The sequence below is a fragment of the Variimorphobacter sp. HTMS_6 genome (genome assembly GCF_059717775.1).
In genome coordinates, this window is the sequence record NZ_AP046094.1 from 751,853 (window position 1) to 773,632 (window position 21,780).

Here is a 21,780-nt window from a genome sequence, read left to right on the forward strand (position 1 = left end):
AACTAATTTTATATAAATATTCAGAAAAGAACGGAGGACTACAATGATTACTCAAAGACCAAAAGGAACGCAGGATTGGTATGGCTCAAGTATGCACAAGCGTACCGTTATTGAAGCAATCGCGAGAAAAATATGTAAAGCTTATAATATAAAGGAGATTATTACTCCTGTTTTTGAACATACGGTATTATTCCAAAGAGGTGTTGGTGAGACGACTGACGTGGTTCAAAAAGAGATGTATACCTTCGAGGATAAGGGTAACCGTAGTGTTACTTTAAAACCAGAGGGTACAGCTGGTGCAGTTCGTGCTTATTTGGAAAACAGCCTTTATTCCGAGAGCCAACCAACGAAGATATTCTACTTTACCCAGGCATTCCGCTATGAGAAACCACAGAGCGGACGACTTCGTCAGCATCACCAATTTGGTATTGAATTCTTTGGTTCCTCCAGCCCGTTAGCCGAAGTGGAGTTAATTACACTTCTGACTGAATTTATGAAGGAACTTGGAATGAAGGGAGCAAAGCTGCATATTAACAGCATTGGATGTGGTAATTGCCGCAAAACTTATAATGAAGCACTTTTAGCATACCTTAAGCAGCATGAAGAAGAATTATGTCCTACCTGTCGTGAGAGAATGTTGAAGAATCCACTACGTGTAATCGATTGTAAGGTACCGACCTGTAAGGAAATTGTAAAGGATGCTCCTAGAACAATTGAATATCTGGATGATGAATGTAAAAATCACTTTGAAGAACTTCAAAAGCTGCTCACTGAACTGAATATACCATTCGAAATCGATACCGGAATTGTACGTGGTTTGGATTATTATACAAAAACAGTATTTGAATTTGTAAATGCAGAGGGCTTTACTTTATGTGGCGGCGGCAGATACGATAATCTGATTCATGAAATTGATGAGAAACAGGATATCCCTGCGGTTGGATTTGGTTTTGGTATTGAGCGTATTATCAATGAGCTTGCTGCAGAAGGTGTAGAGCTGGAAGCGGAGCCTGCAGTTGAATTATATGTCGGAATACTTGGACAGGAAGCGAAGGCATCTGCGTATCAACTCGTAAAACAGCTCCGTAGCAAGGGCGTTGTTGTAGAAACAGATTATATGGATCGTAGCGTAAAGGCACAGATGAAGTATGCGAATAAAATCGGAGCAAAGAGTACCGTCATCATCGGTGCAGATGAGCTTTCCAATAACAAAGCCAGAGTGAAGAACATGGAAACTGGTGATCAAACAGAAGTAGCACTTGATAAGATAGCAGATCTGTTTTTGTAAAATAATTATATTAATGCAATTGAAATAGATAAATTATGATGGAACAAGGAATTTATGAATATTTGTGATCTCAAAAACAATTGTCATCTGTATTAATGGTGCTAATGTGATTGATTACTGAAAATCATACTGGACTTGTTCTTTTCATATCATACATTCCAGTTAGATGTTCTGGTAGAGAGCATGAAGATATGTAGGTGGTATCTTGATAGAAGGTCCAGTGAATATTTCCGTATGGAAGACTAAAGAGGATTTGCAATAGATGGTTGCTTCCATAATTGCATTTTCTATAATCTATGATAAAATGGTTTTAAAATCTTAAAGGATATATTAAGGAGGAATTACAATGATAAAACATGTGATCGGATGGGATTATGGTGATGGATTTTCTGCGGAAGAAAATTACAAGCATGCAGAAAGAATGAAGAGTGAATTAGAGAATTTAAAAAATCAGATAGAAGGTATAATATCGATACAGGTATCCTATAAACAGGTGGATACATCGGATTGTGAAATTACCTTAGATAGTGTTTTTGAAAGTGAAGAAGCGTTGAAGGCATATACCATTCATTCGGCTCATGTAAAAGTTGCAACAGAATATGTAAGACCATTTGTGAAAAATCGTCGTTGCTTTGATTTTGTAATTGATTAATCATTGTAGATACCCCAAATTAGTTGCGTAGAGCTCAACTTTTTGTGGAGTTGCATGCAAAAGCTATGGACAGATAGGGTAAAATGCCTTAATATAATGAATAATGTGCGTTTTTAATACTAGTGTGATTGAAAACGGAATTTTGAGAAATGCTAAGGATTAGCAGATAAAAGGAGATATGTAGACATGGCTGAATCTATGAAGGGCTTGCAGAGAAGTCACAGATGTACCGAAGTATCCAATCAAAATATTGGTGAGTCAGTAACTGTGATGGGCTGGGTTCAAAAGAGTAGAAATAAAGGTGGTATCATCTTTGTAGATATGAGAGATCGTTCCGGCTTACTTCAGATCATATTTGAAGAAAGTGATTGTGGCAGTGTGAACTTTGAGAAGGCGGAAAAATTAAGAAGTGAATTTGTTATCGCTGTTGTGGGCGAAGTAGTAGCCCGTAACAGTGCGGTGAACGAAAACCTTGCTACCGGTGATATCGAAATCAGAGCAAAGGAACTTCGTATTCTTTCAGAGGCAGATACACCTCCTTTCCCAATTGAAGAGAATTCAAAGACCAAGGAAGAATTAAGATTAAAATATCGTTATTTGGACTTAAGAAGACCAGATCTTCAAAAGAATATGATATTACGTAGTAAGGTAGCGAATGTTGCTCGTCAATTTCTGGATCAGGAAGGCTTCTTAGAGATAGAAACTCCGATGTTAACGAAGAGTACACCGGAAGGTGCGAGAGATTATCTTGTTCCTAGCCGTGTACACCCGGGTAATTTCTATGCATTACCACAGTCACCTCAGTTGTTTAAACAACTGCTTATGTGCTCCGGTTATGACCGCTACTTCCAAATCGTAAAGTGTTTCCGTGATGAAGATCTTCGTGCTGACAGACAGCCGGAATTTACTCAGATCGATATGGAATTATCCTTTGTTGATGTTGACGACGTTATCAGTGTAAATGAACGCTTACTTCATAAGATGTTTAAAGAGGCAATCGGCATTGATATTCCACTACCGATTCAGAGAATGTCATATGCTGAGGCGATGGATCGCTTTGGATCTGATAAACCGGACGTTCGCTTTGGCTTTGAGCTTAAGAATGTTTCTGAAGTTGTGAAAAATTGTGGCTTTAGTGTATTTACTGGTGCATTACAAAATGGCGGTTCTGTTCGTGGTATTAATGCAGAGGGTCAGGCAGACATGCCAAGAAAGAAAATTGATGCTTTGGTTGCTTTTGCAAAAGATTACGGCGCAAAGGGTCTTGCTTATCTTGCAATTGATGCAGAGGGAGCTTACAAATCTTCATTTGCAAAATTTATGACTGAGGAAGAATTAAAGCAGTTAGTAGATGCAATGAATGGTAAACCGGGAGATCTTCTGTTGTTTGCAGCAGATGAAGACGATACGGTATTTGCAGTACTCGGTGCACTTCGTCTTGAGATTGCAAAGAACCTCGGTTTATTAGACAAAGGTGACTATAAATTCCTTTGGGTTACAGAATTCCCACTCCTCGAGTACTCCAAAGAAGATGATAGATTTTATGCAAAGCATCATCCATTTACAATGCCAATGGAAGAGGATATTCCATACCTAGATAGTGATCCTGGCAGAGTAAGAGCAAAAGCGTACGATATTACATTAAATGGTACTGAAATCGGCGGCGGTTCCGTGAGAATCTTCCAAAGTGATGTACAGGAGAAGATGTTTGAGGTTCTCGGCTTTACAAAGGAATCTGCGTATGAACAGTTCGGATTCCTTCTAAATGCATTTAAATACGGTGTTCCACCACATGCTGGTCTTGCTTATGGCTTAGACCGTCTGATTATGTTGATGGCACAGGAAGATAGTATTCGTGATGTTATTGCCTTCCCTAAAGTAAAGGATGCATCCTGTTTGATGACTAACGCACCGGATGTCGTAGAGCAAAAGCAATTGGTTGAGCTTGGCATCGAGATTTCTAAAGAGGAGAATTAAACTTTGGATATGATTAAATATGCTGTAGTAGGTTATATCACAGTTCTTAGTATAATCGGTTATTCACTCATGGGAGTGGATAAGAATAGGGCAAGAAAAAAGGCTTGGCGAATCCCTGAGAGTACACTGATTGGTGTCGCTTTGGTAGGCGGTGGTATCGGATGCTTTCTAGGCATGCATACGTTCAGACACAAGACAAGGCATAAAAAATTCACCGTCATATTGCCACTAACTGCTATTGTATATCTTACACTCGTATTACAAATACTTAAATAATTTAATTAAAAGAGTTACTGAAACCGAAAACTCCAGCGTGGGCTAATCGGTTTGGTGGCTCTTTTTTTAATGTAACGGAAAATAATAAATAAATCTATAAAACGAGCATATGAACTATTAAACGACAGGATGCGACAAAAGTGGAACGCGTTTGTTTGTGCAAAATATATAATTTAAAAATCGAATATAAGATAAAAGTACAATTAAAGCACAAGCATATATTGACAAAATGTCTTTAAATTGGTAATATTGCTTTAAAGTGCCGATGCTTTAAAGTGATAAAGTATCGGAAATATAGAATTGAGGAGAAACAAAATCGATGGTGATTAAATTAATTTTCTTGATTTGCTTTTTTGCGGCGATGATATTGGTTGGTATTTATGCCAGAAGGCATACTTCCAATGTTGGTGATTTTGTGCTGGGTGGACGTTCCGTTGGACCGTGGATTACCGCATTTGCTTATGGAACAACCTATTTTTCAGCAGTTGTATTCGTGGGATATGCAGGACAGTTTGGGTGGAAATATGGAATTTCAGCTACATGGATTGGTATTGGCAATGCATTAATCGGTAGTTTGTTAGCCTGGGTAGTATTGGGGCGCAGAACCAGAGTCATGACACATCATTTAAAATCTACTACCATGCCGGATTTCTTCGGCAGCCGCTTTAACAGCAAGGCAATTAGGGTAGTTGCATCCGCTATCGCTTTTATATTTCTCATACCATATACTGCTTCGGTTTATAAAGGATTATCCAAACTTTTCGGAATGGCATTTGATATTCCGTTTTCAGTATGCGTATATGCAATGGCTATATTAACCTGTTTGTATGTAATTCTTGGTGGTTATATGGCGACGGCGATCAATGATTTTATTCAAGGCATTATTATGCTGTTTGGTATTATCGCCGTGATTGCAGCGGTATTACATAATAACGGAGGTTTCATTGAGGCAGTAGGTAACCTGGCGAAGATTCCTAGTGATACGAATCCTACTATGGGACAGCCTGGTGCGTTCTCTTCCTTCTTTGGACCGGATCCTCTCAATCTTCTTGGAGTTGTTATACTTACTTCTTTAGGAACCTGGGGACTACCTCAGATGGTACATAAATTCTATACGATTAAAAATGAAAAATCGATTAAAACCGGAACGATAATATCGACCACATTTGCAATCGTTATATCAGGTGGGTGTTACTTCCTGGGTTCTTTTGGTAGATTATATAATGGTTCTGCAATACAAGTTAAAAACCCGGATGGTACGGTAGGGATCGCATTCGATGCAATTGTACCTCATATGCTTTCTTCCTTATCCAATGTACTAATTGGTATTGTGGTAGTGTTGGTTTTATCGGCTTCGATGTCTACATTAGCAGCACTTGTAATGACCTCTAGTTCAACGCTCACGCTTGATTTTATAAAAGGCAATATCGTTAAGAAGATGAGTGAAAAGAAACAGATATTAGTTATGAGAATACTAATCGTATTTTTTATTGTATTGTCAGTTGCAATAGCTCTATACACGCCAAAGAGTGCGTTGAAGTTTATCGCACAGCTGATGGGTATATCCTGGGGTGCGTTAGCTGGGTCGTTCCTGGCTCCGTTCTTATATGGATTGTATTGGAAACGTACAACGAAGTTAGCGGTTTGGGCAAGCTTTGCAACGGGTGTTGGAATAACGGTATCAAATCTTTTCATTGGCTATATCAAATCACCGATTAATGCGGGTGCGATCGCTATGGTGGTAGGTTTGATTATCGTTCCTGTAGTCAGTCTGATTACACCGAAGATGGAAAAGAATAAAATAGATGAGATTTTCGCGTGTTATGATGAAACCGTTGTTGTACATACAAGGGAATCAATTGAAGAATAGATAACTGTTAAGATGCAGAGATGATCTAGAAGCTTCTTATTGGCTTATGAGAAATCAGCCAATAAGTTAGCTTCTATTTACGCGATTATTATACATGCTTTTGCACGTAGAGGGAGGTCAATATGATTTGGGCAAAAGAAGAAACCTTATCAAGAAAAGAAATGGAGGAGCTACAGCTTAAGAGACTACAAAGTACAGTGTATCGCGTTTATGAAAAGGTACCAGCTTATCGAGAGAAGATGATAGAAGCAGGGATTGTACCTGAGGATATCAAAAGTCTTGAGGATTTAAAACGATTACCTTTTACGAATAAAAAGGATCTAAGAGATAATTACCCATTTGGGATGTTTACAGTACCGAAAAAAGAGTTGGTTCGCATTCATGCATCGTCGGGAACGACTGGTAAACCAACAGTTGTCGGTTATACAAGAAAGGATTTGGAGGTCTGGACAGAGTGTGTCTCCAGAATAGCAGCACTTGGAGGAGCCACGGAAGAAGATGTTGCGCAGATTTGCTTCGGTTACGGAATGTTTACCGGTGCTTTGGGGTTGCATTATGGCTTGGAGAATCTCGGTGCAGCGGTTGCACCTACCTCTTCCGGAAATACACAAAAGCAAATTATGTATATGCAGGATTTTGAGACTACATTATTGGTTGCAACACCCTCCTATGCGTTACATATCGGTGAAGTGGTTCACCAGATGGGACTTGATCCGGCTAAGGATTTAAAGGTAAGAATCGGATTATTCGGTGGAGAAGGAATGACAGAGCCGATGCGTCAGGAGATGTATAAGCTATGGGGGCATGAGATGAAGGTGACCCAGAACTATGGTATGAGTGAATTAATCGGTCCTGGCGTATCGGGAGAATGTCTGGAATTATGCGGAATGCATATAAACGAAGATCATTTTATTCCTGAAATAATTGACCCGAATACCGGCGAGGTGCTTCCACCCGGTTCAAAGGGTGAGCTGGTTATCACCTGCATCACGAAGGAAGCATTGCCAATTATTCGTTACAGAACAAAGGACATCACCAGATTAATGTACGAGCCGTGCAAATGTGGTAGAACAACTGTAAGAATGGAGAATCTCTCCGGTCGTTCTGATGATATGTTAATCATAAGGGGTGTGAATGTATTCCCAAGCCAGATTGAAGAAGTGTTATTAAAGATTTCTGAAATTGGTGCGCATTATGAAATTATGGTGGATCGAAAAAATCATCTGGACTGCATGGAGATTAAGGTGGAACTAGCGGACGAATCACTGTTAGACTCCTATGCAAAACTAGGGGAATTAGAGCGTAGAATTAAATCCAATCTTCGAGTGGTTCTGGGATTGGATGCAATGATAAAATTGGTAGCACCAAGAAGTCTTCAGAGGTTTGAAGGGAAGGCAAAGAGAGTAACGGATTTACGGAAAGATTTATAAATACAAAAGACAGGCTTATCGTAAGAAAGGAGTTACAAAGTGGCAGAAAAAGTAATTATGCTTGGAAATGAAGCCTTTGCTCGAGGAGCATACGAGGCAGGTTGTAAGGTATCAGCAGCATATCCGGGAACACCCAGTACTGAAATCAGCGAATATATCGAGCAATATGATGAGATATACGCAGAGTGGTCTCCAAATGAAAAGGTAGCAATGGAAGTAGCAATTGGTGCTTCAATCAGTGGAGTAAGAGCCTTGGCCTCTATGAAACATGTCGGTTTAAACGTGGCGGCAGATCCGTTATTTACCGTATCCTATATCGGGGTTACCGGAGGATTGGTAGCGATTGTAGCGGACGACCCGGGACTTTACAGCTCACAGAATGAACAGGATACCAGAGCGGTGGCCAGGGCAGCAAAAGTTCCTGTGCTTGAGCCCTCAGATAGCCAGGAGGCTAAAGAATTCGTAAAATTTGCATTTGAGTTAAGTGAAAAATATGACACTCCGGTTATCGTAAGATCAACCACCAGATTATCTCATTCACAAGGGATGGTGGAGCTTAATGACAGGGTGGAACAGGACGATAAGCCTTATGTAAGAAACATAGCAAAAAATGTTATGATGCCGGGAAATGCGAAAGGGCGTCATCTGGTTGTGGAAAGCAGGGAAGCTGCGCTTGCAATTGATGGCTGTGAATTTCCGATTAATAAGGTTGAATATAATGATAAAAAGGTAGGGTTTATAACCTCAGGTATCCCGTATCAATATGTGAAAGAAGCATTTCCGGAAGCATCGGTTCTTAAGCTAGGATTATTAAATCCTCTTCCGAGGAAGCTTATCGAAGAGTTTGCTTCCAATGTCGAAACTCTATACATAGTGGAAGAATTAGATCCGATTATTGAGGAACAGGTGCAGTCTTGGGGTATTTCAGCAATCGGTAAGGAATTGCTAACCGTTCAAGGTGAATATTCTGCAAATCTATTGAAAAGGGCAATTGGTGGGGAAAAGATAATTACTTTATCCGCGGCAGAAGTACCGAACAGACCACCTATATTATGTCCGGGATGCCCTCATAGAAGTGTATTCTCCGTATTAAACAAACTTAAAATTCACGCTGCAGGAGATATCGGTTGCTACACTTTGGGTGCGGTTGCACCACTCAGTGTTGTTGATACAACCGTTTGCATGGGCGCAAGTATCTCTTCCCTTCATGGCATTGAGAAGGCAAAGGGTAAGGAGTATATAAAGAATTGGGTAGCTGTCATCGGAGATTCTACCTTTATGCATACCGGCATCAATTCCTTAATTAATATGGTTTATAACCAAGGGACAGGAACAGTTATGATTCTCGATAATTCAACGACCGGAATGACAGGTCACCAGGATCATGCGGCCACCGGTAAAACATTAAAGGGCAATCCAACTTATGCAGTGGATATTGCATTACTTTGTAAGTCAGTTGGAGTGAATCATGTGTACGTTGTAAATGCATTTGACACAGAAGAATTAGAGAAGGTTATAAAAGAAACAACAGCAATGGATGAGATTGCAGTAATAATTACAAAATCACCATGTGTATTACTGGATAAATCAGCAAAAACAAAGATTTACCGTATTGAAACCGAGGCCTGTAAAAAATGTTCCATGTGCATGAAGCCAGGTTGTCCTGCCATCACAAAGAAAGAAAACGGAACGATAGTAATTAATGATACTATGTGTAATGGTTGCGGACTTTGTGAAACATCCTGTAAATTCGGCGCAATCAAGCCGGTACAGCTAAGATAAGGAGGATTGCCATGAAGACGAAAAATATTATGATAGTAGGTGTAGGCGGACAGGGCACGCTGCTTACCAGTAGAATATTAGGAGCATTAACCATTCAGGCAGGTTATGATGTGAAGCTATCTGAGGTACACGGGATGGCACAGCGAGGCGGTAGTGTTGTTACCTATGTAAGATATGGAGATTGCGTATATGAACCGATTGTGGAAGAAGGTCAGGCGGATGTATTAATTGCGTTCGAGAGACTGGAGGCATTAAGATATGCCCATTTTCTAAAAAAAGACGGGGCGATTGTTGTAAATGACCAACGAATTGATCCGATGCCGGTCGTAATCGGTGCTGCAAGATACCCGGAGGATATTCTGGAAGAGTTAGAAAAAGGATACCGAGTATATAAGGTTGACGCGATGGAGGAAGCAAAGAAACTGGGCAATAGTAAAATATTTAATGTGATTGTCCTTGGTGTAGCAGCGCAGCATATGAATTTTTCAAAAGAAGATTGGATGACTGTGATTGAAAATACTGTGCCGCCTAAGACGATAGATATGAACAAAAGAGCATTTGAGGTGGGATACCACCTTGGGGATAGGCATCTTGATTAATGCGGAAGTTTCATTATCCGCATAGAAAGTTTGTGCTGACACCCTAATCCGTGGGCAATAGCAGAATGGAGGAAAAATATGATGAAACAGCTTTCCGTATTTGTGCAGAATGAAATCGGTAGTCTGGCAAGTGTCACCACTGTTTTAAAAGAAAATCACATAAATCTTAGGGCAATCGCCTCCTTTGATACGCCTGAATTCGCAATCTTAAGAATTGTAGTAGATAAACCGGAAAAGGCGAAGGAGCTTTTAAATGCGAGAGGTTTTGTTGTAAGGATGTCCAATGCAGTGGCTGTGGAATTGGAGGACAGACCGGGAGTGCTAGACCGTATGCTTCATGTAATAGCTGATGCAAATCTTGGTATCAATTATATTTATTCAATCGTAATGCGTAGTGGAAAAACTCCACTTATGATAATAAGTACGGATGACCTGATGAAAACAGCAGAAGTATTGAAGAAAAATGGCTTTATAATAGCAGAAGAGGAGGATATAACGGCATGATTTGGAACGAAACCAAAGAATGTATGAGTCGTGATGAAATTCATAATCTACAGAGTGCAAGATTAAAAAAAATGGTAAACCATGTTTATCATAATGTAGAGTTCTATCGTAAGAAGATGCAGCAGATGGGATTGGAACCTGGAGATATCACTGGAATTGATGACTTAAATAAACTACCGTTTACTACAAAGAATGATCTAAGAGATAATTATCCCTTCGGGTTATTTGCGGTTCCACAGTCTGAGGTTGTCAGAATTCATGCCTCCTCAGGAACAACCGGCAAAGCCACCGTAGTAGGATATACCAGAAAGGATATTGAGATATGGCAGGAATGCGTTGCAAGGGTACTTGCAATGGCAGGCATTGGAGCACATGATAAGATACAAGTTGCCTATGGATATGGCCTATTCACCGGAGGATTGGGACTTCACTATGGTGCGGAGAATTTAGGAGCCACAGTAATTCCAATGTCAACAGGCAATACACAGAAGTTAATCACGATGATGCAGGATTTTGGAGCAAGCGCAATTGCCTGTACACCATCCTATCTGTTACATATAGCGGAAGCCTTAGAGGAGGCAGGCAAGCTTGGAGAAATTCAGCTTAAGGCTGCAATCTGCGGTGCTGAGCCGTGGACAGAGAATATGAGAAAAGAGATCGAAGCAAAATTAAATCTTAGAGCGTTTGATATCTATGGATTGAGTGAAATTCTAGGACCTGGTGTTGCTGCTGACTGTGAATATCACAAGGGACTTCATGTATATGAGGATCACTTTGTCCCTGAGATTATTAATCCTGATACCTTACAACCTTGTAAGGAAGGTGAAGTAGGAGAACTGGTATTTACAACGATTACAAAAGAGGCAATCCCGTTGTTCCGATACAGAACAAAAGATTTGACCAGCATCACTTATGATAAATGTGAATGTGGAAGAACATTAGCTCGTATTGACCGATTTAAAGGACGCTCCGATGATATGTTGATTATCCGTGGTGTAAATGTTTTCCCTTCTCAGGTAGAAGCTGCATTATTAGAAATTGGTGAAACAAGTCCACATTATATGTTGATTGTTGATCGAATCAATAACCTAGACATACTAGAGGTACAAGTTGAAGTGGAAGAGCGATTCTTCTCCGATGAGATTAAACAGCTGGAAAAGCTGACTCAGAAAATCTCCCATGTTCTGCAATCTGCACTTGGGCTCTCGGTAAAAGTGAAATTAGTAGAACCAAAAACAATTCAAAGATCTGAAGGAAAAGCGAAAAGAGTAATCGATAAGAGAATTTTAGTATAAATAATCGAAATGGAGGGATACTATGGTTATTAAGCAATTGTCTGTTTTTATCGAAAATCAAAAAGGAAGATTGGAACGAGTAACAGAAGCTTTAATGGAGCATAATATCAATATCGCATCCTTTAGTCTCGCAGATACGTCCGAATATGGAATGCTGCGAATGATAGTGTCTGATCCGGATGAGGGCAAAAGAGTACTGAAGGAAGAAGGATTTTCTGCGATGCTTACCGATGTTATCGCCGTGAAGATTGCTCAGAAACCGGGTACATTGCACGAGATACTGAAGCTATTATTTGAAGAAGGAATCAGTGTTGAATATATGTACACTTTGGCTACGGCAGGCGTAAACACATCCATCATTATGAAGCTCTCTAATTTACAGTCAGCGCTTAACGTACTGAGTGAAAATAAATATGAAATCAATACTGCGCAGGAGGCATATAAGCTGAATAATATATCGTGTGAATAGTAATGAAACTATGTAATTTACGTAAAAAGTATTTTTGTTACTATCTGTGTCGACAAATAATATTTGACATGAATTAGAAAGAGTGTTATCATAAATTTGTTGCCAAATATATTGGTAATAATTATATATTTTATTATTTTGGAGGAATTTTTCATGAACAAAGGTACAGTTAAATGGTTCAACAACCAAAAGGGATTCGGATTCATTTCTGACGAGCAGGGTAACGATGTATTCGTACATTACAGTGGTCTTAACATGGACGGCTTCAAGTCTTTAGAAGAAGGCCAGGAAGTTGCTTTTGAAGTAGTTCAGGGTGCTAAGGGTCCTCAGGCAACTAACGTAACAAAATTATAATCAATGTTGGGTTTACAGTGTACCTTTTTCTAAACTATAAATTTAAGAAATAAGTTTATAAAGAAATAGTGTTATATTGTTGGAAACGATTGATTAAAGGTTATCCTTAAGGTTTTAAACCTCAAGGATAACCTTTTTTTGAGTAAGTATCATACAATTATTTACAGCCTTTGAAGCTTGTTGATAATGTCATGAGATTCTGTGTAAATATGGAGAAGAGGCTGTTGCAAATTTATTATTGTTTTGCATCAGCCCCTAAAATTATCATACTCTATATGAGTTCATATTGCTTATTTAACTTATTCAGAACAAAGAATAAAGGTTTATATAATATCAAAATTAGAATAAAATTTGATATGCCATGTGTAATATCAAAAGGAATTCCACTGATCCAGAAGGATATCCCAAAGGAAAATCTTCCGATAATAAAGTAGGGAATTGAAAATAAAGCACCGAAGCCTAAACCGAAAGCAGAACTAACTATCGCATAGGTATATAATGATGCATGATTAAATTTGGTGATGATAAAATATAGAATAATCCATACATATAAGTAGCCAAACCACCAGATTCCGAAGCCATACATAAGCCCTTCTAGCAATACAAAGACATAGATAATGAAAATAGTCTTTTTCCGAAATAATTTTGTAAATAGAATAATTAATAATGATACCAATTCTACATTGGGGATGAAACTCAGTGCTACCTGAACGACAAAAAGAAGAGAGGCCATCATTCCGATTAATACGATGCTTTTGGTTTTCATGTTGTTAATCACTTCTCTCTTCATCCTCCTATCAATTAGTATCCTGTTTTTAGTGTTATTTCAAAATGATCTCCGTCATTAATCGGTGTGGTATCAACGCCGGTATTCACAGTTGCCCCTTTTTTAGTAACACACCACCATTCTTGCTTGGAATCATTTGCTTTGCGACCGTTCACCTCTTGAATAAACAATCCATAATCACTTTCCTTGCCTTTTACTAGCTTTTTATCTTCTAATGGCTGACGTAAATATTTTTCATCTGTGTGAAGTGTAAATTCTTTGCTCTTTTTATCCGGTATAACCACTTCTACAACTATTTTTTTTGATCCCTGTGTTGTTTGAGGTTTTAAAATTTGGTAAGCATAAAACATCACAACTACCACGATTATAAGGATTGCGGATGCTATAATCGGCCTTAATTTTTTTGATTGTGTCATATCTGTTCTCCTTTTCGGTTATAAAAAAATCCTTATCCATAATCGGAAAAAGGACTAGCCTGCAGGCAAGCTGCCACTTTATTTATAATGAGTATAAAATGCTAAACTAGTATAGCACTAGAATATTCGAGTGTCAATTCAAGAAAGTAATTGCTATTTTATAGCATTATGCTATAATTAATAAAATAGCGATAATAATTATATGTAAGGAGTAAATCAAATGAAGGTTTCACAGAAGACTTTTGGAACGACGAAAAAGGGAGAAGAGGCAAATTTATATACAATTACCAATAGTAATGGCATGACAGTATCCTTTACTGACTTTGGTGCAAATATAGTAGATATTATTCTTCCGGATGGAAAAGGTAGTTTGGTGGATGTAAACTTAGGATATGCAGACTTAGCAGGTTATGAAGAGAATGCACCTGGATTTGGTGCTTTCATCGGTAGAAATGGTAATCGTATCGGTGGTGCAAAGTTCGAACTTAACGGCAAAGTTTATGAATTAGATAAGAATGATGGAGAGAATAATCTTCACGGAGGTTTCACTCGTTATCAGCACTGTATGTATGAGACTGAGATTTTCGAAGATGAGGATACAGTTAGCATTGAATTCTCAAGACTTAGCCCTCATATGGAACAAGGTTTCCCTGGAAACTTAGATGTAACAGTAACATACAGCCTTACTGAAGCGAATGAATTAGTGATTGAATATCTTGCAGTATCAGATAAGGATACTGTAGTAAATCTTACAAATCATTCCTACTTTAATCTTGCTGGACATAATGCAGGTACTGTATTTGACCAAAAAGTATGGATTAAAGCAAATCAGTTTACACCAACCGACGCACAATTAATTCCAACAGGTGAACTTGCTGATGTAACCGGTACTCCTATGGACTTTAGAACCTTAAAAACAATTGGACAGGATTTCAATGCAGATTATGAACCGTTAAAATTAGCAGGTGGCTATGATCATAATTTTGCACTTGATATCAGCGGTAACGATGTTGAGAAGGTAGCTGAGATGGTTGATGAGAACAGCGGCAGAAGAATGGAAGTATACACTAATCTTCCGGGCTTACAGTTCTACACAGGCAACTTCTTAGCAGAAGACAATAAACATAATAAGGCCGGAGCTGTTTATAGCAAGCAGACAGGTGCATGCTTCGAGACTCAGTACTTCCCGAATTCATGTAATATCAGCTCATTCCAATCCTCTGTATTAAAAGCAGGAAAAGAATACGACGCGGTGACAGTTTATAAATTTTTCTTCTAGTACATGATTTATGATATAATAATGTGAAGTAGATCCCTATCATTGTATTCATATTATGAATATATAAGACTGGGAATATAATAGACATAAAAAAGCTCTATACCATGAAACGAATGTATGCAACTTGCATCGTTGTCCATGGTATAGAGCTTTTGTATTTACGCCCGCTCAGGCGCACAAGTGTCAGCAGACTGACACTTTGTTATAAAACGTATGCGAATGAAGCGGGAGATTTACTGTTTATACAATAATGTAAATTATTTGGTACCGTAGATTCTATCACCGGCATCGCCTAATCCGGGAATAATATATCCTTTATCGTTCAGTTTTTCATCCAAATTACCAATGAAGATATCAACATCAGGATGTGCTTTGGTAAGTCGTTCTACACCTTCCGGAGCAGCGATTAAGCATAGGAAATGAATTTTGGATATTCCACGGTTCTTTAATAACTGAATAGCAGCTACAGCGGAACCACCGGTTGCTAACATAGGGTCAACAACGAAGATTTCTCTATCGGAAGCATCAGATGGAAGCTTGCAAAAATATTCTACCGGTTCTAAGGTTTCTTCATTTCTATATAAACCAACATGTCCGACTTTTGCGTTAGGAATTAGATTTAGAATACCATCAGCCATATGAAGACCAGCTCTTAAAATTGGTACGATACAAAGCTTCTTGCCTTCGATTTCCTTTGCGATAGTAGTTGTGATAGGGGTTTCAATCTCAATATCTGCTAGTGGAAGATTTCTGGTTGCTTCATAACAGATTAACATTGCAACTTCTGTAACCAGGTCTCTGAATTCCTTCGTTGACGTAGTTTTACGTCTCATAATGCCGATTTTGTGATGTATAAGTGGGTGGTTCATGACGATAACATTTGACATATTTCTACCTCCTGTTTATTTTTGTCTCATTACCTAACGACCATTATAACAAATTATAATTGTATAGAAAAGGTTTAATTTCATTAATTTAATGTTATTTGATACTAATTTTACGGATTATTGTAAATCTTATTCTAAATATGTCAGATTAAGTTTGAATATCAGTTATCGATAAAAAAATAGATAGGCATTCCGCCTATCTCATGTTATACCACATTTATTTCTTTTATATGTAAACACATTAAATGTGTAAATTTTTACCAAAATTCAAAATAAGCAATAATCGTTCATTTGTAATTACTTAATTTTAGACAGAGGAGAAGCCCGGTAGAGGGGGGGAGGGTAGCTGCCGGGCTTATTTTATGAAAAAAATTATCTTGTAAGCAATATTAAATTAATTAATTAGTTATACAATGTCTTAACTTATGATTTTATTATAAAAGACATATATGTTTATAGTATGGATATATTATGAACATTCTGTTAATAAAGCTTATTGTTAAAAATGTTTCAAAAATTGAAAATAGTATACGTTTTTAATCGTTATTAATGATAGTTTATTAAGGAAATGGTTACAGCATTTGCAGAGTTTTATTTTATGTCCACTGAGAATAATAGTATTATAAATATTATTTTTTTTACCTAATTATAAAATGCTGAATATAATATTCTATAAATGTTATAATCAATCGAAGTAAATTATAAGGATGGTGATGTAGAGAAAATAGAAATACTGGACAATTATGGTGTAATATGTTATAAAGTCAAAAGGAAAGATACCAGGATAAGTGATTGAGAGTAGGTGATATTGTGTCAAACGTGTTTAAAAAATTAATCAGCAAAGAAATGGGTGAGGTGAACTATCACCGTTATTTTTCCTTCATTAAAAAGAATATTGAAGCGAAAACCGTTGATAGTCAAGCTTTATATAATGACATGTATGAAAAGTTGAAGTACAGAGATTTTAAATCAATTACTAAAATGCATAGCCGACTCAATGATACGATGTTGTTAGCATTTCGAATTAGCAAAAACTTTTTCTTTGCGTTCATAGTATATCTGACAGCTACAGTATTTTTGGTGACAAAAGAGTTATCGCCACAGCTAATGATGATCTCTCTGATAGCAATGAATGTATGTTTTGTTTATAAAATATATGAATTTGTAGTAAATAAATTTTGTTACATTGATGCCCAGATCGTTTTGATCTATAAGGCAGTTTTAGACCGAATTATATTGAATGAAAAAAAAGAACAAAGTCAATAAATTATTCCGATTACAGTAAAATGCTCATATCCTTAATAAAGATATGAGCAATTTTTTTATAAATAGGGAATATGATAAGTATTATTTATTAGTAACTAAGGCCAGTTTGGATCATTCATCATCTTAGCTAGCTTGTTCCTCCGATCTGATATCTCGTTTAATACTTCCTTTGGAGACATTAAATCTGCATACATCTTCTCAATATCCTCGCCGATTTCCATCCACTGTGCATCCACGTAGGATACTCCAGCCTGCATAACGATACCGGATTGGAAGTGAGATAAGTAATCTGCGTACTCCTTCGGATAGCGGGAAGGTATCTCAGGCCAGCATAGCTCATAACAGTTCGGATCTCCATTGATACGCTTTTCGAGGTTTTCGTGTTTGGCTAAAAAACGGAAAAACTGAAGAATTTCCTTTTGGTGTGGGCTATTCTTATTTCCGAAGTAAGCATTGGAGGCTGGGTTAATACCAAGGACTTGGTTATCATCCCATGGCATAATGAATATTCCGATATCTTGGCTCATGTTTGGATACTCAGAGATGACCTGGTTTGGCCAGGATATCTCTTCGAGTACCATCGCAACCTTTCCACCGGCAAAGTCATAAATCTCATTTTTGACTGAGTTACTGTGATAATTATCTCCATAATAACCTAAATCAGCAAATTCGTTGATTTCTTGTAATACTGTTAATAACCCCGGTACATTTTTTATATCAATTTTATTGTTATTAAGCTTATTATACAATTTGGAATCTTTACTTGCGTAATGTGGTCCTAATTCAAATAGAGGAAGCACCTGATGCCAGCCGGTTGCTGGAACCTGCCACATAGGCGTGATGCCTTCGTTCTTGATTTTTTGACATACATTCTTCAGCTCTTGATAATTAGTGGGTACTTTAAGATTAAGTTTTTTAAATATCTTCTTATTGTATGCATATACCCACATCTTTTTGCCCATAAAAGTAATCCCGTATACTTTGTTATTGTAGGAGATAGAGGGCAGGACGGAGGAATTCATTCTAGATACAAATTCTTCGGAGGTTAAATCAATGCAATTGATATCGGGTCGGATTCTATCATATAGGGAAAATGGATCCGCATCTACAAGAAAGATATCAGAAGCACTTCCATCCGTTAATTGTGCTTTTAATAAATCCCTCCATTGTGCATCGGGAACGGCTTTGAATTCTATGTGTATATCCGTTTGTTTTTCAAAATCCCGGGCAAGTTCCTGCACGATTCCACTCTCTGGTAATGCGGATTCATGGTGCTCCAATGTAAGGGTTACACCGGTAGATTTATGATTGGAAACATTTGATTTTGTATCGTTATATTTGCAACCTATCAGATAAAATAGGCAGGATAACACTCCTGCAATGATTAAAAAATTACGGCAGATTTTCATACAAACCTCCATATTCGGTTTTTGTTTTAACGATATATCTTTTCTTTAAATGTATTATTCAAAACGATCTGATTGAAGCGATAGTTGGAGTAATGCGTTTTCATCGATCGGCCTGCTTAGCAGGTAACCTTGAACTAAATCACAGCCAAGATTTTTTAATCGTTCCAGTTGATTTGTCGCTTCAACACCTTCTGCAATAACCTGAATGTTCTTGTTATGTGCAAGTTGAATCATCGTATCGACCAATTGCTCATCATAAAAATTAGTTTCAATATGATCAATAAAGGACTTGTCAATCTTTAAAGTAGTGATAGGAAGCTCCTTGAAATATTTTAAAGAGGAATAACCGGTTCCAAAGTCGTCCAATGAGATTGATATGCCTGCTTTACGAAGCTTATTTATCATCGAAGAGCCTTTTTCGATCGAATTCATTAATATGGACTCTGTCATCTCTAGTGTGATGTAATTCGTATTTACATGTGTTTCTGATATGATTTTTATAACTTTCTCTGCAAAATCACTCTGCATTAGTTGTAGGGCAGATATATTAATCGATACAGTAAGTGGTTTGCTTCTGTTGTCATTTATCTTTTTTGCAAATCTGCAAGCATCTTTAATAATCCACAAGCCAAAATCTATCATTAATCCCATTTCTTCAATGATCTGAACAACTTGCTGAGTGGAAATGTTCAAATTACAATCCTTCTTCCAGCGAAGTAGTGCTTCGCACCCCACGAATTCAAGTGTCTTAATGTCATAATAAGGCTGGTAAAACAGGATAAATGAGTTCTGCTGTATTGCTTCTCGAATAGCCGATTGGTGCGTCAGCTTTTCTGATAAAGCCTTATTCATGGAATTCTCAAATAAGACAATTTGATCGCGTCCCTGTTCTTTGGCTTTATATAGTGCGATGTCAGCTAACTTTATCAGCTCATGGCGCTTTCTCGAATGAACTCGGTATAGGCTGATTCCCATACTGATCGTTAATAAAAATGTGATATTATGGATGATAATAACTTCCTTCAAAGCAATTCGAATATTGTTATGAATTGTTTTGAGTTGTTCTAAATCCTTGAAATCTTTCACCGTTATGATGAACTCATCTCCGCCAAAGCGTCCAATGTGTATGGATTCGCTTTCGAATTGTTTCAGCCTTGCCCCGGTATGTTTGATGATTTCATCACCGATATCATGGCCATAGGTATCATTGATTAACTTGAAGTTATCAATATCAAGAAAGCCAATTGAAAAATTAACATCTTCATTCATTTCTAAAAATTGATTGTCGATAAATCGAGTAATGGAAAAACGGTTTGCTAAATTTGTTAACCGATCTAGAAAAATTAATTCGTCAATTTGACGATCTTTATTTTCAATATCATCGATGGAGGCGATTAGCTCTTCGTTTGTACTTTGTAATTCATCATTAGCTCGAAGGTTTTCGTCCATCAAAGATTGGATTCTTTGTATCATATCATTATATCGGTTGGCCATAATTCCGATTTCATCGGAACCCATGTCAACAGTAATTTCTGTTAATTCATCATTTCTCGACTGATCCATTACCCCTGCTATATGTACCATTCTTCGAATCATGGTGTGAGCAAGTCCATAAAACAATAACAAGGAGGATACTAAAACTGCAAAAAATGTGATCGTTAAGAATACAATTTGTTGGTTGATAATTGAGGTTAGAATACTGTGCTCAGTTACAATAACAAGCTTCCAATCTTTTGTCAGGGTGTCGTTATCAAAGCCCTTGCTATAGATGTGACCCTTGAATTTTGCTACGTTGATGACGTTCGGGGGTTTATCCAAATTCGTAGCAACTACTTGATTTTGGGAATTCACAAGATAAATACTGCAATTATCCTTGGAAAGGAGCTTAGAATCAAAATGATTCCGGATGGAGGAGGGGCTTATTACCATTTTGACTATGTTTTCGCTTTCATTGCGTAACATATTTAACTTCCGAATAAATATAATGCTAGCAGTATCTCCTTGACCGTCAACATTTACATAGATGGATCTGTTGCTCGATTTAAATTTGCGGTACCAATCAGAGCGCTTAATGTCTGTAGAAAGATAGTGTGAATAGGTTGTTTCAAATAGGTTTTTATTATCATGATAAATATTGATACTTTGTATAAATGGCTGAACCATCTGATTAGATAGAACTTGTGAATCTATATTTCTTATTGTCATAAGGGAATCTTTTGAGTTATCACTATAGGTTTCGAGAGCCCAGCTTAATTCTTTGTCAGAAAAATAGGTCGCAGCCAGGTTGTTAGTCGTTGACAACATAGAATTTATTGTCAATTGCAGCCGAGTTAACTCGCTGTCCACTAAATCGTTCTCTCGATTATTCAGTTGAGTTTTCATCAGACCTACAAAAAAGACCAAAAAAATTACAATAGGTAAAAGAATACCGAATAGATAAATCATTATAATTTTTCTTTTGATATGTACATTATTAATGCTTGACTTTATTTTTTTTAGCATATTCTCCCTACTTCCGTCCATAGAATTTGATGTGATGCTTATTGTCATAGCATTACATTAATTTTATCATTTTTTAGCGGATTATGTCAATAGAGGCACACACAAGATAGGGCTTTAGTGCTTATTATTGCTGAATAATGAACTAGCTCTGCCAATATATTATAGTAAGAGACATCTTAATGTGGTGAAGCCATGGATCAGAATGAAAATAATCAAAAATATATAAATTTATTCATTAAAGTAGGTATTGTAATTTTAAGCATTATTATTATAGTGGAAGTCGGGTTGCGTGTATTACCAGGAGCCATAACCGTCACGAATACAGGTGGTAAAAAGGATCTGCCAATATTTTGTGTAGATACCAATGAGAAAAAAGTAGCATTAAGCTTTGATGTAGCCTGGGGGAATGGTAAGTTAGGCTCATAATATTATGATCTGGAATCATGAATTCATTCGTCGAATCATACATTTTATATGAATATATTTGACTTGGTGAAGCTATGAGTAAGCGTCTGATAGAGAATGAGAAAATTATCAAGAATTATCAAGTATACAGAGAGTACAAATCAAATATCACATCGGAGGAAATGATAAAGAAAATTATAATGAATCACCTGAATGAAGAAGAGCAAAGCAAACAAGGGAACGATCAAAGCAGGTTGCAAAACCATCAGGATAAGGTATAGATATATTATGTAAAAAATCTAATTACGAGAAATGCTTAATGGGTTCTTTCGA

The 21,780-nt window shown here is 37.3% G+C and carries 21 protein-coding genes; 16 read left to right on the plus strand and 5 right to left on the minus strand.

Annotation, left to right across the window (positions count from 1 at the left end):
* Positions 1 to 43 precede the first annotated feature (43 nt).
* The 12 genes from hisS (at position 44) to AC6IWN_RS03420 (ending at position 12,496) form a co-directional block, all read left to right on the plus strand.
* Entirely contained in the window at positions 44 to 1,288 is a 1,245-nt protein-coding gene (gene hisS, locus AC6IWN_RS03365; protein WP_497990962.1) for a histidine--tRNA ligase, read from the plus strand.
* Positions 1,289 to 1,634: 346 nt separating this feature from the next.
* A complete protein-coding gene (locus AC6IWN_RS03370) occupies positions 1,635 to 1,940 on the plus strand; it encodes a Dabb family protein (RefSeq protein ID WP_497990963.1) in 306 nt (101 codons plus the stop codon).
* A 186-nt stretch (positions 1,941 to 2,126) separates the two neighbouring features.
* Positions 2,127 to 3,917, plus strand: coding sequence for an aspartate--tRNA ligase (gene aspS, locus AC6IWN_RS03375; RefSeq protein WP_497990964.1), 1,791 nt, complete (start codon positions 2,127 to 2,129; stop codon positions 3,915 to 3,917).
* A gap of 9 nt (positions 3,918 to 3,926) precedes the next feature.
* Positions 3,927 to 4,193 carry a DUF1294 domain-containing protein gene (locus tag AC6IWN_RS03380; RefSeq protein WP_497992162.1) on the plus strand — a complete coding sequence of 89 codons (267 nt, stop codon included), beginning with the start codon at positions 3,927 to 3,929 and terminating at the stop codon, positions 4,191 to 4,193.
* Positions 4,194 to 4,512: 319 nt separating this feature from the next.
* Positions 4,513 to 6,063: a sodium:solute symporter family transporter gene (locus tag AC6IWN_RS03385; RefSeq protein WP_497990965.1), complete on the plus strand. Its 1,551-nt coding sequence runs from the start codon at positions 4,513 to 4,515 to the stop codon at positions 6,061 to 6,063.
* A 122-nt stretch (positions 6,064 to 6,185) separates the two neighbouring features.
* On the plus strand, positions 6,186 to 7,493 hold the full coding sequence (locus tag AC6IWN_RS03390) for a phenylacetate--CoA ligase family protein (protein WP_497990966.1): 1,308 nt from the start codon (positions 6,186 to 6,188) through the stop codon (positions 7,491 to 7,493).
* A gap of 39 nt (positions 7,494 to 7,532) precedes the next feature.
* Complete coding sequence (gene iorA / locus AC6IWN_RS03395; RefSeq protein WP_497990967.1) at positions 7,533 to 9,275, plus strand: indolepyruvate ferredoxin oxidoreductase subunit alpha; 1,743 nt, start codon at positions 7,533 to 7,535, stop codon at positions 9,273 to 9,275.
* 11 nt (positions 9,276 to 9,286) lie between these two features.
* On the plus strand, positions 9,287 to 9,874 hold the full coding sequence (locus tag AC6IWN_RS03400) for an indolepyruvate oxidoreductase subunit beta (RefSeq protein WP_497990968.1): 588 nt from the start codon (positions 9,287 to 9,289) through the stop codon (positions 9,872 to 9,874).
* 78 nt (positions 9,875 to 9,952) lie between these two features.
* Complete coding sequence (locus AC6IWN_RS03405; RefSeq protein ID WP_497990969.1) at positions 9,953 to 10,378, plus strand: ACT domain-containing protein; 426 nt, start codon at positions 9,953 to 9,955, stop codon at positions 10,376 to 10,378.
* A complete protein-coding gene (locus AC6IWN_RS03410; protein ID WP_497990970.1) occupies positions 10,375 to 11,673 on the plus strand; it encodes a phenylacetate--CoA ligase family protein in 1,299 nt (432 codons plus the stop codon). The genes AC6IWN_RS03405 and AC6IWN_RS03410 overlap by 4 nt, the downstream gene beginning before the upstream one ends.
* 22 nt (positions 11,674 to 11,695) lie before the next feature.
* Entirely contained in the window at positions 11,696 to 12,142 is a 447-nt protein-coding gene (locus tag AC6IWN_RS03415; protein ID WP_497990971.1) for an ACT domain-containing protein, read from the plus strand.
* Positions 12,143 to 12,295: 153 nt separating this feature from the next.
* Positions 12,296 to 12,496 (plus strand): cold-shock protein, encoded by a 201-nt coding sequence (locus AC6IWN_RS03420; protein WP_497990972.1) that lies wholly within the window; start codon positions 12,296 to 12,298, stop codon positions 12,494 to 12,496.
* Positions 12,497 to 12,767: 271 nt separating this feature from the next.
* Here AC6IWN_RS03420 and AC6IWN_RS03425 read toward each other — a convergent pair whose 3' ends face one another.
* Positions 12,768 to 13,286: a hypothetical protein gene (locus AC6IWN_RS03425; RefSeq protein WP_497990973.1), complete on the minus strand. Its 519-nt coding sequence runs from the start codon at positions 13,284 to 13,286 to the stop codon at positions 12,768 to 12,770.
* An 11-nt stretch (positions 13,287 to 13,297) separates the two neighbouring features.
* Positions 13,298 to 13,699: a DUF4430 domain-containing protein gene (locus AC6IWN_RS03430; RefSeq protein WP_497990974.1), complete on the minus strand. Its 402-nt coding sequence runs from the start codon at positions 13,697 to 13,699 to the stop codon at positions 13,298 to 13,300.
* Between the two features lie 220 nt (positions 13,700 to 13,919).
* Here AC6IWN_RS03430 and AC6IWN_RS03435 point away from each other — a divergent pair, with 220 nt between their 5' ends.
* Complete coding sequence (locus tag AC6IWN_RS03435) at positions 13,920 to 14,978, plus strand: aldose epimerase family protein (RefSeq protein WP_497990975.1); 1,059 nt, start codon at positions 13,920 to 13,922, stop codon at positions 14,976 to 14,978.
* 257 nt (positions 14,979 to 15,235) lie between these two features.
* Here the strand turns inward: AC6IWN_RS03435 and upp are convergent, their stop codons facing one another.
* Positions 15,236 to 15,865 (minus strand): uracil phosphoribosyltransferase, encoded by a 630-nt coding sequence (gene upp, locus AC6IWN_RS03440; protein ID WP_497990976.1) that lies wholly within the window; start codon positions 15,863 to 15,865, stop codon positions 15,236 to 15,238.
* A gap of 792 nt (positions 15,866 to 16,657) precedes the next feature.
* Here upp and AC6IWN_RS03445 point away from each other — a divergent pair.
* The gene (locus tag AC6IWN_RS03445; protein ID WP_497990977.1) at positions 16,658 to 17,131 is read left to right on the plus strand and encodes a hypothetical protein; all 474 of its coding nucleotides are present in this window, start codon (positions 16,658 to 16,660) and stop codon (positions 17,129 to 17,131) included.
* Positions 17,132 to 17,226: 95 nt separating this feature from the next.
* Here the strand turns inward: AC6IWN_RS03445 and AC6IWN_RS03450 are convergent, their stop codons facing one another.
* Both AC6IWN_RS03450 and AC6IWN_RS03455 read right to left on the minus strand, forming a co-directional pair.
* Positions 17,227 to 18,540 carry an ABC transporter substrate-binding protein gene (locus AC6IWN_RS03450; RefSeq protein ID WP_497990978.1) on the minus strand — a complete coding sequence of 438 codons (1,314 nt, stop codon included), beginning with the start codon at positions 18,538 to 18,540 and terminating at the stop codon, positions 17,227 to 17,229.
* 54 nt (positions 18,541 to 18,594) lie between these two features.
* Positions 18,595 to 21,042, minus strand: a complete 2,448-nt coding sequence (locus tag AC6IWN_RS03455) for an EAL domain-containing protein (RefSeq protein ID WP_497990979.1) — start codon at positions 21,040 to 21,042, stop codon at positions 18,595 to 18,597.
* Between the two features lie 192 nt (positions 21,043 to 21,234).
* On the opposite strand from AC6IWN_RS03455, the gene AC6IWN_RS03460 reads away from it, so the two are divergent.
* On the plus strand, positions 21,235 to 21,468 hold the full coding sequence (locus AC6IWN_RS03460; RefSeq protein ID WP_497990980.1) for a hypothetical protein: 234 nt from the start codon (positions 21,235 to 21,237) through the stop codon (positions 21,466 to 21,468).
* A gap of 74 nt (positions 21,469 to 21,542) precedes the next feature.
* Positions 21,543 to 21,728, plus strand: a complete 186-nt coding sequence (locus AC6IWN_RS03465) for a hypothetical protein (protein ID WP_497990981.1) — start codon at positions 21,543 to 21,545, stop codon at positions 21,726 to 21,728.
* The last annotated feature ends 52 nt before the right edge of the window (positions 21,729 to 21,780 follow it).